The sequence below is a fragment of the Denitrobaculum tricleocarpae genome, from assembly GCF_007004665.1.
GTDB lineage: Bacteria > Pseudomonadota > Alphaproteobacteria > Kiloniellales > Kiloniellaceae > Denitrobaculum > Denitrobaculum tricleocarpae.
On the sequence record NZ_ML660057.1, the window covers coordinates 73,734 to 86,170 of the forward strand.

Here is a 12,437-nt window from a genome sequence, read left to right on the forward strand (position 1 = left end):
CGCTTCGGCGTCCCTATACGAAGAGCGGATATCGGCTGGACCATCTAACGATCGAGAGCGTCAGCACCAGGATTCTCCAAATAAAACAACTTGGGGTGAATTGGGCGGACCTAGGGTCTGCCGGGCTTTGTGTGCTGGCCATGACGAGCAAAAGGAAACAGGGATGACCCTACTGAGCAAATTTACAAAGACGGCGGCCCTTTCCGCAGCCTTTGTCACAGGCCTCGCCATATCCGCGCAGGCTCAAGACTTGAAGTTCTTCACGATCGGTACGGGCGGCACGGCTTATACCTATTATCCCGTCGGCGGCGTCATCGCCAACGCCATTTCCAAACCGCCTGGATCACGTGAGTGTGGTGAGGGCGGAAGCTGCGGTGTCGATGGCCTGATTGCCTCCGCCGTATCTTCACGCGGGTCAGTCGACAATGTGAACGCGATTATCTCGGGCCTGCGCAATTCCGGCTTCGCGCAATCCGATGTAGCTTACTGGGCCTATACCGGAACGGGCACCATGGAAGGCAAGGAACCCGCGAAGGATCTGCGCACGATCGCCGCGCTGTTCGAGGAGCACATCCATCTTGTTGCCCTGAAAGACAGCGGCATCAACGGCGTCGCTGATCTGAAGGGCAAGCGGGTTTCGCTCGACGAGCCCGGATCCGGTACCTACGTGGATGCAAACCTGATTCTGGAAGCCAACGGTTTAAGCGTGTCCGATGTCGATGCGGAAGCCCTGAAGGGTAACGCGGCTTCGGAAGCCCTGCGCAACGGCAAGATTGACGCCTTTTTCGTGGTCGCGGGTTATCCGACCGGCTCGCTGGTGGAACTCGCCTCTGCCGCCGAAATCAAACTTGTTCCGATCGATGGCGATGGCGCCAAAGCACTCGCTGACAAGTACGGGTTCTTTGCCCAGAGTGAAATTCCCGCGGATGCTTATCCGGGCGTCGGTGCCGTGAACACCGTCTCCGTCGGCGCGCAGTGGTTCACCAGCGCCAAGGAAGATGAGGAACTCATCTACAACATCACAAAAGCCCTGTGGAACAAGGAATCCCGCAAGCTGCTCGACGTCGGTCACGCCAAAGGCAAGACCATCACCCCCGAGACGGCTCTCACGGGTGTCGGTGTGCCGCTTCACGCCGGCGCCGAGCGTTTCTACAAGGAAGCCGGCCTGATCAAATAGGCCGGCGAGAGAGAGCAGCATTGGTTCTCGCAAAGCCCATGAAGAACGGTCCGGCTCTCTAGATGACCAAACCCGAGCGCTCCGGCGTCCGGGTTTTTCTTCGCAAGGTTCAAACGCTCTCGGGTATGGGGCCTGAGCGTGTCAGCCGTCTTCCGGATCAAACGAAACCAACCGGCAGCCGGTCAATAGTCTGGGGGACGAAGACATGAATGCGGATCCGCAGGACGAGGACCGTCTCAGCGCCGAGGAGATCGCAGAGCTCGAGCGCAAATACGATCCCGAAACCGCATTCCGGCCGACCGGCGCAAAGATCGCCGTGGTGATCACGACCTTGCTGGTCGCAATGTCGGTCTATCATTTCTATGCATCCGGTTTCGGACTGATCCGCGAGCTCTTGCATCGGGGTATTCACCTTGCCTTCGTGCTCGGCCTCGTCTTTTTTATGTTTTCATATCGCCGCAGCAATACGACAGAGGCGCCGCCCGCCGTGTGGTACCGGCTCGACGGTGTAAATCTTCTCGATATCATCTTCGGCATCCTGGCCGTCGTGGCGGCACTTTACCTTCCGCTGCTCCCCCCTGAGATCGTGGCTGAGCGGGTCGGGAACCCGTCGGATTTCGACGTTCTTGCCGGGACAATCCTCCTTGTCGTGACCCTGGAGGCGGCGCGCAGGTCGGTCGGCCCTACCCTGCCCATCATCGCGATCATATTCATTCTTTTTGCGATCTTCGGTCCCTACGCGCCCGGCGCGCTGAAGCACGGCGGGACAAGCTGGCTCGGCTTGATCAATCACCTCTACATGACAAACCAGGGGATTTACGGCGTCGCGATCGGCGTGATGGCACAGTATGTGTTCCTCTTCATCCTCTTCGGGGTGCTTGCGACCCGGATCGGGCTGGGTCAGCTCTTCATCGATCTGGCCATGGTGATCGCCGGCCGCTACTCCGGCGGCCCGGCAAAAGTCGCCATCTTTTCTTCCGCCTTCATGGGGACGATCTCAGGGTCCTCGATCGCCAACACTGTGACCACGGGCGCCTTGACCATCCCGGCAATGAAACGCGTCGGCTATCCGGCCCACTTCTCCGGCGCCGTGGAGGCAACCGCATCCACAGGCGGCCAGATCACGCCGCCGATCATGGGGGCTGCCGCCTTTATCATGGTGGAATACCTGGAAATCCCGCTGCGCGATATTCTGGCCGCCGCCCTCTTCCCGGCGCTGCTGCACTACTTCGGGATCTTCATCATGGTGCATCTCGAGGCCAAAAAGCTTGGCCTCAGAGGCTTGTCCGCAGAGGAACTGCCCAAAGCGGCGATCGTTCTGCGCCAGCACTGGCTCTCGATTATTCCGCTCGGGATTCTGGTTTACCTCATTCTCTCAGGCCGCACGCCCGACTTTGCGGCGGTCTACGGCATTATCGCCTGCGTCGTGGTCGGCTTTTTGAATCCTGTCAACCGGCTGAACCTGACCGATCTCTGGAATTCACTCGCGGCCGGCGCCCGGAGCACTCTCGCGGTCGGCGCAGCGGCGGCCACGGTCGGCATCGTCGTGGGTGTGGTGACCCTGACCGGCGTCGGCTTCAGGCTCGGTTACGTTGTGTTGCAGACCGCGACCGATATCGGCAATGTCATGGGAAGCGTCTGGCCCTTCAATTACTTCACCGTGCCGCAGTGGGCCTTGTTCTTCTCTCTGCTTCTGGTTGCCTTTGCCTGCATCATCATGGGTGCGGGCATTCCCACAACGGCGACCTACATTATTCTGGTCGCCGTGGCCGGGCCTGCCCTGGCCCAGCTTCAGGTGGAGCAACTGGTCGCACACTTTTTCGTCTTCTATTACGGCGTCCTGGCGGATATCACGCCACCGGTTGCCCTTGCGGCCTATGCGGCCGCGGGTATCGCCGGATCCAATCCCTTCAAGACCGGCAACACCGCTTTCCGGCTGGGGATCGCGAAAGCGCTGGTGCCCTTTGTTTTCGTCTATTCGCCCGCCCTGCTCCTGGTTGCGGACGGCTTTACCTGGGCCGCTTTCGCGACCACGCTCCTGGGGGCCATGCTCGGGATCAGTTCTCTGGGCGTCGCCTTTTCCGGGTTCCTCATGGCGCCGCTCAACAAACTGGAACGCTGGTGGGTCGGATTGGTTTCGCTGCTCTTCATCGCACCTGGTATCACGACCATGCTGGTCGGTTTTGTGCTGATGCTGCCTGTTCTGATCCGTCAGTTTTTGCACAGAAGAGCGGCCTGACACCGCTTCGCGATCGCCGTTTGAAAAAAAAGACAAAAAAAACGCTGCACAGTGGAATAATACCGCGACGGCAGGTGTTGTTGTCATGCCCACGTTTGCCCGCGGGCCGTTTTTCGAGAGATTGGAAGCAACTGGAGGGATAAGAATGAATAAATTGGTGAAGATCATCAGCGCGTCCGCAGTGGCGGGAGCTGTACTGGTCACCGGAAGCGTCATGGCCGAGACGGAGCCTGATGCCGCTATCGAATACCGCAAAGCGCTGATGGCAACCGTCGGGGGGAACATGAAGGCCTCTGCACTGATCATCAAAGGCCAGGTGGAGCACAAAGACGCTCTGGCAGCACACGCACGCGGGATTGCGGCAGCCGCAACACTGGCCCCCGCCGCCTTCAAACAGAACACCCACGGAATGGGCAGCGAGAAGACCACCTCCAACGAAAACGTTTGGAAAGACTGGGATAAGTTCTCCGCAGGCCTGAAGTCCCTTGAAACCGAGGCCACAAAACTGGCTGATCTTGCCGCCAGTGGTGATATGGCGGCGGCTGGCAAGCAATTGGGCGAGGTCGGCAAGACCTGCAAAGCCTGCCACGACGCCAATCGCGATAAGTAAAGATTAGAGCGTCAAAAGCCGGCAGGGCGAGAGTCCTGCCGGGAATAAGGGGCTTGGTTCAGACCACGCCCCTTATCTTTTGCACTCAGTGTCTTGGAACCCCGCCCAGTCAGAGTGCCTGGCTACACAAAAGTGAGAACAGCCCAGACTGCGGCGCCTGCTGCCGCCAGGGTCAAAAGACCAAGCAGGGGATGACGCAGAACAAGATGCGGTTTGTCTTCCCCTTCACCTGCCTGCTTACGGCCATGTATCATGGGCAGGATCAAGTCTTCCTTTTTCACAAGCAGATAGAAGAACGCGGCGGCAATATGCAGAGCGGCCGCAGCCAAAAGGAAATTGAATAGGGTTTTATGGAACCACGTGAGCCAATCCGACGTGGACTTCGTCACCAGATGATAGAGTGGGCCCTCAGTGAAAATATCGTCGTTGGCAAACAGCCCGGTTGACGCTTGAACCAGAACAATCGACAGCAAAGCGACGACCATCCACCCGCCCAGGGGATTGTGCCCAAGATAGCGGTCGGTCTTGCCGGTAAGAAGACCGCGTCCATAGGTAATGGCGGTCATGGGTGAGGCAACGAACGAAGAAAACCGCGCGGTCGTGCTGCCGAGAAGGCCCCAAAGAAGGCGAAACAGCACCAGGGTCAGGATCGCGATTCCCGAACGCATGTGCCATTCCATTTCGCCCATTTCACCGGTCAGCCAGGACAGGCCGATCAGCAGGGCCAAACACCAATGAAAAAGCCGGGTCGGCAGATCCCAGACAAGAATGGGCTTAGGAACCTCACCTTTTTTCTCGGTTATCTCTGACATCTTAAGGCACGGCCTTTCTGTTTGCGACTGGCGTCAGGTTTTCAGGCCGCTTGTCACGGCCATCAGATCTCATATCGTCACTGGAGCGGATCATATTTAGACGGAGACACTCCGCGTTTCCGTCTAAATATGTGTATCCGTTCTGATCCTTGTGATTAGACCAGATTCACAAGCGCGATGCATCGCCGTCCGCGATCCCATCTAAACTTGATCTGATCTATGTGTGACCGCTGCCGCTATTAACAACAAGAGATCCGCGCGCTCACCCGAGCAGTAGAACGAGAACCCCACCGATGAGAAGCAAGATGCCGGAGACCTCTGTTAAGTTCGGGCGTTCCCGGAAGAAAAAATACGATGCCGCGAAGGTAAAGACCAATTCAACCTGTCCCAACGCCCGTACATAGGCGGCGTTCTGAAGCGTCATGGCCGTGAACCAGCAGGCAGAAGCCATCATGCCGCTGAGCCCGACACCGAGCGCGATGCGCCAGGTCCGGATAACAGCCATGATCTGGCCGGGCTCCCTCAAGCGCAAATAGATCGACATTGCCAGGGTCTGCATCACGGTCACACAAGCCAGTGTGAATGCCGCCTGGATGATGACGCCCTCCCCGCCCAGTGACAAAGAGGCAGCGCGATAGGAAACCGCCGATATACCGAAGAAGGTGCCAGAGGCGACACCGATGAGAGCCGTCTTTTTGAACCAACTCATGAGAAACGTCTTGAGGTCGAACGCGCCTTTCGCAAGGGAAAGTATCAGCACGCCCACCAGACTGATCAGGATACCCGCCAGAGCGGCCGGACTTAACGGATCGCTCAGAATGACGATCCCGATCAGGGCTGTCTGCACGGTTTCAGTCTTGGAATAGGCCGTGCCCACGGCAAAATTCCGAAAGGAGAAAAGCGAAACCAGGAGTGCAGTTGCAAAGATCTGCGCTGCCCCGCCGATCGCCGCAAAGCCCCAAAACGAAAGATTCGGCACGGGAAGCTCGAACCCGCCGAGGGATGTGAGCCCACCGAGATAAAGTAACGCAAAGGGAAACGCGAAAACGAAGCGCGCATAGGTCGCGCCGGACGTTGAGACCAGCGCCTTCATTTGCTTCTGCAGAGCGGACCGGAGGTTCTGCAAAAACGCCGCCGCGACGGTGATCGCCACCCAAGCTTCCATAGGGGATCTTCCTGTAACCGGAGTCACCGGTTCCGGACTGGTCGAAAACGGACCGGCCGAACCCGACCTGCCCAGAGCCGCATGCGCCGGCCAACGGCCAAGCCTGCGAGCTTAGGCAACATCAGACTGACTACGGGATGCCAGCCGTTCAATCAATAGCTCAACAGTCACCGAAGCGATGGCTCCAAAATCTGCCAGCCAAGGCAACAGCTTACGTATCGGCAATTTCAAATACACAACTTTTACGTGTTTATTTAAGTATATTTCTATTTTTAGAAATTAAATTTCCCGTTTGAAGAGAGGAATAAAAATAAAAAAAGCTCTATAATAGAAATCTTAAGTGTAAACAAACAGGAGAAACCGATGACGACCTTTCGTAATGACTTTCGCAAACAAATCGAACTCAAGTTTGGTCCCTTGAAATTGCTCGATGGCTTCTTCGCAGCGGCGGAACGAATCGCCGACGAACATGGTCTGCTTCTTTCGATAGAGACGGACTTTGAGGCCCTTCTCGCCTTCAACAAAACCCAGACCGCAAGCTGGTACCCGCTCACTCCAATGTATGACCCACGGGTCAACCACATGTCTCCCGAAACTTCGTTCTGGATCTCTGGACGTGACCAGCGCGGCGATATCGTCGCAACGCAATGTGCCCGCTTTTACGACTGGACCGGGACAAACTTCAAGGCTGAGTTCGAATCCCTGCGGCTGGCCTATGAATATCCGGATGCAGTCATGTTTCCGGAAGAGCTGGCGATTTGCGAGGCTCCCTCGGCAACAGCCATCACGGGTCCGGTCTGTTTCAGTGGCGCCGCCTGGTACCGGCCCGACTACCGCGGCACTGGCCTCTCGGCCTTTCTGCCGCGCATATCCCGGACGCTGGCGTATACGAAGTGGAACACCCACTACACCTACAGTTTCATCGAACCGAAACTGGCCGCTAAAGGCGTCGCCGAACGCTACGGCTACACCCACGTGGAACCGGGTGTCGAGTGGCTCAATTCCTTCAGAGGCAGCTGTACATTCTGCCTTTTATGGATGCATCGGGATCAGTTGCTGGCCGATATGCAATGGTGGACGCATCAGCAGGGCACGGCGATGGAATCACTCTTCGCATAGAGCCTGACCGCCTTTTGCCGAAGCAATCCGGGGCGCAAAACTCTCTCAACACCACTGGCTTTGAAGACGCCGCGCTTTCCACACCGGATCGATAGCTTTGGATAAACACCTGCAGTCGGAAAATACCCGGCCGCAGTCTAAAATAGAAACGAACACGGCATTAGAACCGCATCACATTAACGGGAACTCGGACGAAAACTGTGGTCCGCCGTCAGGCGAAAACTCCAAGTAGGGTGAAATTTATTCTTTTAAGACTTACAGGTAGATACAAGCACTAACGGCGGCTCATTTTTCAGCGCGCGCGTTCGCGATGACGCGCAACAGCTCAGCAAACTCGCTGCGTGAAACGAACCTATCTTTGGCACAGAAAACGGCGGTCTCCTCCACCGGCTCTCGACACAACACTATAAGTTTCTCGAGCGCCGCTTGAGGCTCAAGGCCGTCATCTTGAATTAATCCGAAAAACCGCCGGCGAAATTCAGTTGTATCGGACAGATGCACAATGACCGAGCGCCACTCCGGAATGATCAACAAAGCCTGCTGCCCAAAGCCCCACGCCCAGAAAGAGGCCGCGGGCAAGCCACTGTCCGCATCCGGTATCCACCAGAGATAACCATGCCGGCTTCTCAGCCCTCTGTCGCCTGTATCGACAGCTTCGGCAGTGATCCGCTCGATCCAAGAATCAGAAAGAATGCGCCTGCTCTCCAGTACACCCTTGTCGAGGTAGAGCTGACCAAAGCGGGCAAGATCACGTGCCGACATATGAAACATAGCCGCTTTGTGCCGCGAGCGTTCCGGGGCTTCGAGGTAGGAAACATCCTCACGGACATAATCCTGCATAGCAAGCGGTTGCGCTATCCCCAAGTCAAAGGCTTCGGCGACGGACATCGCGGTCCGTTTTTCGAAAACCGTCGTCAGAGCATTGTAGTCCCAATTGTTGTACGCCCAGACCTTCCCGGGCAGGTTCTCCCTCTCGCCGAGGCGGCGGTTTTTCTCCGCCGTCAAACCTGCTTCCGCGGCGGCGGGATGGTTGATGCCGGAAACGCTTTTGAGCAGATGGCGGACCGTCACGGTCCTTTGCACTGGGCTTAGGGGCTGCGGTGAATCATCGATCATAAGCTCCTGCAACGTCGCCTCAAGCCTGATACGTCCCGCACCGGCGCCAATATGCTGGCCAACCAGCGCACTGAGAAACACCTTGCGAATGGAATGGACGTGATAAGGCACCTCGATCTTGCCGAAAGCGCCAAGAGTTTGCCCTTCCGTCACAATGACCAAGGCATCGGTGCTCAGAGTAGCCGCATATGCGAAGACTTCATCCAGCCCCTGGGGGTCCCAGCCCGGCAACTGGGTTGCAGATGGAGTTAAGCGCAGAGCCTGACCGGCATCCGCTTCTGCCTTGACCAGGAAGACCTTCGTCACCCCAATCAGAATCACAGCACCGAGAATGACGACCCAGATCTTCACCAGAATTCGATTTTGAAAAAGCTTGCGGGAGAGCATGGGCCTGGACCTTCTTTCCACGAAGAACGCACAAAACCGAACTGATCACGACGGCCACAGCCATGGGGTATGTCTAAACTGCCGCTGCCTCAAACAATGCTGTCTCAAACAATGTAGATAAGGCGGGTTCCCGGGCGCGGGGATCAGGAATCCCGCAAATCCCGGTCCATCCGATAGCCAGGCGATGTGACCTGAGCCTCGATACGCCGCAGACGCAGCTCCAGCGCACGGAACTTCTTATCAAGACTGGAAAGTGTCTGGCCGGGCTCCCGGTGCACCGATTGCCAAAAGCGTTCCTGCTCCGGGCTGTCATAGAGATTCTCCGGTTCACGGTCCAAGATCAGTGTCATCAGCAGATATCCGGAAATCGTCGGAATCGTGAAGAAAATGGCACTGATGATCGTGGCCAGGCGGATCCAGAAAGTCGGAACCCCAAAGTAGTTGGCGATACCGCCGCAGACTCCGAAAAGGCGCGCCTGCCCGCCGGACGTCCGATAGAGACGCACCCGGCTGTAGGGCTGGTGGTTCTTGGAGTCCTGGCCTTGCCTGTACTGCTGCTGCGGCCCGCCGTCCTGGGAATAGTATGGTCCTCTCGTCATTGTCTGGCCCTCCAGCCGGGAGACTCCGCGTCCAGGATCTGTTCGAGCGTGTGGATGCGGTCCTCCATCTTTGCGGCGGACTCCCAGAGCTCGGACAGAGTTTGCTCGTCGTCGTGCGAGAGAGTCTTCGCCGTGCGCCAGCGGGTAAAGTAGTGAACCACGATCCATACCGGCGCGACGACGGCCAGAAAAATGATCAGCGGCGTGCGAAGAAGTTCGACCAACTCCATCAGCCTTATCCCTTTTTCTTCACGCTCTTCTTGGCCAAACGATCCTTAATCGCGGCCATTTCCGCATCGATCTCGTCTTCCACTTCAAGCTCGACGATCTCCTGCGCCAAGGTCTTGCGCTGTCCGACGTCAAAAGCTTCCACTCTTCCTTCAGCCTCGTCCAGTTTCTTTTCAAGCTGCTCGAAACGGCCCAGGGCGTCATCGACACGGCCGTCGTAGAGAGTCTGGCGAACCTTCAGGCGGGATGCCGCCGAATCATGGCGCGTCACCATACCCTTCTGCTTTGCCTTGGCTTCCGCCAGCTTGGCCTGGAGCTTTGCGATATCTTCATCGCCGCGCTGCAAGGCCTCTTCGATGTGTTCGAGGTCTTCCTTCATCACCTCGATAGCCTCAGCCAGCTTGGCTTTTTCGAGCAAGGCGCCCTTTGCGAGGTCTTCGCGGCCCTTCGTCAGGGCAATCTCGGCGCGGCGCTCCCACTCGGACTGGGCGTCGATGAGTTTTGCCAGTTTCCGCTCGACCTCTTTCTTGTCGGCAATGTTACGCGCAGCGCCCGATCGCACCTCGACGAGAGTGTCCTCCATCTCCTGAATGATCAGGCGAATGATCTTGGCGGGATCCTCGGCCCGATCCAGGATCGACGTGATATTGGAATTGATGATGTCGGTCAGGCGGGAAAAAATGCTCATTGCTTTGCTCCATAGTCTCGTACTTTAAGGCGGCGGCCGGTCAGAACGTCTATCTCGATGGCCTGCGGAGCCTTGGTGTTCAGCGGGTCTTTTTAGCCAAGGATCAGGCCGACGAGCACGCCGGCACCGAAGATCATCCAGTGCCGCCTGCTGCTCGGCGTCATGGCCTCGTTTGCCCGCCGCAAAGTGCGGCGGCAGAGTCCGTGCAGATCCTCTTCGCGATCACGGCGCCCGGCCCGGTGTGTATGACGACGACCGGCGCTGTAGGAGGAATCGGAGGAGTAATCCTGGTACGACATCTTTGACGTTCCTCTTTGATAAATGACTGTTACCTCATAAGATTGCAGGGACTGTGCCAGATTACAAAAAATCTTATAAAGTATTGATTTTTATATATTTTTTTATATTTCAAGAAGAATCAAAAATTTGCATAATCGTATATTTTCGTGTTTTTTGCTATTTTTTAGCTTTTTATGATATTATATAAAAATGCAGCACGAACTCCCCTCACCCATCGGCGAATCCCGGGCTTTTCTGGAGTCTGTGGAACATATCTCGCGGGTCGCGCCGCTTGACCGGCCCGTGCTGGTGGTCGGTGAGCGCGGCACCGGCAAGGAACTCGCCGCCGCCAGGGTCCATTTCCTCTCGCAACGCTGGGGGGCGCCCTTCATCAAGCTCAATTGCGCCGCACTGGCGGAGAACCTGATTGAAGCCGAATTGTTCGGCTATGAAGCCGGAGCTTATACGGGCGCCGTCAAGCGCCGCATCGGCCGCTTTGAGATGGCGCATCAGGGCACGCTCTTTCTGGACGAAATCGCCAACGCGAGCCTGGCGGTCCAGGAAAAGATTCTGCGGGTGATCGAGTACGGCGAGATGGAACGCGTGGGCGGCAACACCACGTTGGAAGTCGATGTGAGGGTCGTGGGCGCCACCAACGTCGATCTGCCCGCGGCAGCCGCCGACGGGCGCTTCAGGGACGATCTTCTCGACCGCCTCGCCTTCGACGTCGTCACCCTGCCGCCCTTGCGGTACCGGCACGGAGACATTCCCTTGCTCGCCGGTTATTTCGGCCGTGCCATGGCGCAGGAACTCGGCCGGGAGTCCTTTCCGGGCTTCAGCGCAACTGCCATGGAACAACTGGAAGCCCATAGCTGGCCGGGAAACGTCCGCGAACTCAAAAATGTTGTCGAGCGTGCAACCGCGCATTCTGCCGAAGGCGAAAAAATTTCGGCACTGCAGCTTGATCCCTTCGACTCGCCTTACCGGCCACAACCGCTGACCGCCAACGTCAATGCGACGCTCAGCGGCAGCGTTCAGGGGCCGTCGGAGCAGCAAGCTGCACCGCCTGAATCACCGGGAACGAGAAGATCGACAGAACCTTTCGACTTCAAACAGAAGGTCATGAACTTCGAGAGAGAGCTTCTTCTCGGGGCTCTGGCGTTCAACCGCTACAACCAGAAAGCCACGGCGTCTTACCTCTCGCTGAGCTACCATCAGCTTCGGAACAGCCTGAAAAAGCACGATTTGATCGAGGCCGGCCGGGATGCTGGGGACAAAGTGGTTTAACCGGCCCCCGTGAGCCTTTAGTTTGGAGCCCATGATAAAAAGAACCGGCGCCCGCGCGGCCATCAAAGTCTGACATATGGATCGTAAAGTAAGCCCCGCAGCAACCGCGAGCCCTGCAAAGACGGCAAGCACGGCAAACCCTCCGTCGCCTCAACGCGCCGACAACCGGCGTGCTCAGGTCATCGCAGCCGCCGCGCGGCAATTGCGCGAAAACGGCTATGCCTCTACGTCCATGCGCAAAATTGCCAGCGAAGCCGGGATCCTCGCGGGCTCCATCTATTATCATTTCCTCTCCAAAGAAGACCTGATGTCCGCGGTTCATGACGAAGGGCTGAAGAAGATCAGCACGTCGGTACGGCGGGCGATGGAAAAAGAGAGCGATCCCTGGCTGCGACTCGAAGCCGCCTGCGCCGCACACACGGGCGCCATTCTGGAAGCGGACGATTTCGCTGGCGTGGTTCTGGCCGATATCTCGAGGGTTTCGCCGGATCTGCAGAAGCTCTTGAACGAGCAGCGCAACGGCTACGAAGAGGTCTTTCGGGTTCTCATCGACGAGCTGGATCTGCCGCCCTCGGTCGACCGCAGCCTTTTCCGGCTCAGCCTTCTGGGCTCTCTGAATCACGCCTCACGCTGGTACAAACCCGACGGCCGCTCGCCGGCTGAAATCGCGAAGACCTTCGTTCGGATGCTGCGCAGCGGCGTCGGACAGTGACGCCGTTTTAGTCGCGCGC

At 57.4% G+C, this 12,437-nt stretch carries 13 protein-coding genes; 6 read left to right on the top strand and 7 right to left on the bottom strand.

Annotated features, from left to right (window positions below):
* The first annotated feature begins 163 nt into the window (after positions 1-163).
* The 3 genes from FKG95_RS17475 (at position 164) to FKG95_RS17485 (ending at position 4,026) form a co-directional block, all read left to right on the top strand.
* Positions 164-1,177, top strand: coding sequence for a TAXI family TRAP transporter solute-binding subunit (locus FKG95_RS17475; RefSeq protein WP_142897693.1), 1,014 nt, complete (start codon positions 164-166; stop codon positions 1,175-1,177).
* 205 nt (positions 1,178-1,382) lie between these two features.
* Entirely contained in the window at positions 1,383-3,416 is a 2,034-nt protein-coding gene (locus tag FKG95_RS17480; RefSeq protein ID WP_142897694.1) for a TRAP transporter permease, read from the top strand.
* Positions 3,417-3,561: 145 nt separating this feature from the next.
* Complete coding sequence (locus FKG95_RS17485; RefSeq protein WP_179954150.1) at positions 3,562-4,026, top strand: c-type cytochrome; 465 nt, start codon at positions 3,562-3,564, stop codon at positions 4,024-4,026.
* A 122-nt stretch (positions 4,027-4,148) separates the two neighbouring features.
* Here FKG95_RS17485 and FKG95_RS17490 read toward each other — a convergent pair whose 3' ends face one another.
* Together FKG95_RS17490 and FKG95_RS17495 are read right to left on the bottom strand one after the other, a co-directional pair.
* Positions 4,149-4,838 carry a cytochrome b/b6 domain-containing protein gene (locus FKG95_RS17490; RefSeq protein ID WP_142897696.1) on the bottom strand — a complete coding sequence of 230 codons (690 nt, stop codon included), beginning with the start codon at positions 4,836-4,838 and terminating at the stop codon, positions 4,149-4,151.
* A 262-nt stretch (positions 4,839-5,100) separates the two neighbouring features.
* Entirely contained in the window at positions 5,101-6,003 is a 903-nt protein-coding gene (locus FKG95_RS17495; protein WP_142897697.1) for an EamA family transporter, read from the bottom strand.
* A gap of 363 nt (positions 6,004-6,366) precedes the next feature.
* Between FKG95_RS17495 and FKG95_RS17500 the strand changes: the two genes are divergently transcribed.
* A complete protein-coding gene (locus FKG95_RS17500) occupies positions 6,367-7,122 on the top strand; it encodes a hypothetical protein (RefSeq protein ID WP_142897698.1) in 756 nt (251 codons plus the stop codon).
* 285 nt (positions 7,123-7,407) lie between these two features.
* Here the strand turns inward: FKG95_RS17500 and FKG95_RS17505 are convergent, their stop codons facing one another.
* The 5 genes from FKG95_RS17505 to FKG95_RS17525 form a co-directional block, all read right to left on the bottom strand.
* Positions 7,408-8,625: a serine hydrolase domain-containing protein gene (locus tag FKG95_RS17505; protein ID WP_142897699.1), complete on the bottom strand. Its 1,218-nt coding sequence runs from the start codon at positions 8,623-8,625 to the stop codon at positions 7,408-7,410.
* A 143-nt stretch (positions 8,626-8,768) separates the two neighbouring features.
* Positions 8,769-9,224 (bottom strand): PspC domain-containing protein, encoded by a 456-nt coding sequence (locus FKG95_RS17510; RefSeq protein ID WP_142897700.1) that lies wholly within the window; start codon positions 9,222-9,224, stop codon positions 8,769-8,771.
* Positions 9,221-9,454, bottom strand: a complete 234-nt coding sequence (pspB, locus tag FKG95_RS17515) for an envelope stress response membrane protein PspB (RefSeq protein WP_142897701.1) — start codon at positions 9,452-9,454, stop codon at positions 9,221-9,223. Before pspB ends, FKG95_RS17510 begins: the two co-directional genes overlap by 4 nt.
* A 5-nt stretch (positions 9,455-9,459) precedes the next feature.
* Positions 9,460-10,140 carry a phage shock protein PspA gene (gene pspA / locus FKG95_RS17520; protein ID WP_142897702.1) on the bottom strand — a complete coding sequence of 227 codons (681 nt, stop codon included), beginning with the start codon at positions 10,138-10,140 and terminating at the stop codon, positions 9,460-9,462.
* Between the two features lie 92 nt (positions 10,141-10,232).
* A complete protein-coding gene (locus FKG95_RS17525) occupies positions 10,233-10,439 on the bottom strand; it encodes a hypothetical protein (RefSeq protein ID WP_142897703.1) in 207 nt (68 codons plus the stop codon).
* 190 nt (positions 10,440-10,629) lie between these two features.
* Here FKG95_RS17525 and pspF point away from each other — a divergent pair, with 190 nt between their 5' ends.
* Positions 10,630-11,706 (top strand): phage shock protein operon transcriptional activator, encoded by a 1,077-nt coding sequence (gene pspF / locus FKG95_RS17530; protein WP_142897704.1) that lies wholly within the window; start codon positions 10,630-10,632, stop codon positions 11,704-11,706.
* A 76-nt stretch (positions 11,707-11,782) separates the two neighbouring features.
* Positions 11,783-12,418 carry a TetR/AcrR family transcriptional regulator gene (locus FKG95_RS17535; RefSeq protein ID WP_142897705.1) on the top strand — a complete coding sequence of 212 codons (636 nt, stop codon included), beginning with the start codon at positions 11,783-11,785 and terminating at the stop codon, positions 12,416-12,418.
* The last annotated feature ends 19 nt before the right edge of the window (positions 12,419-12,437 follow it).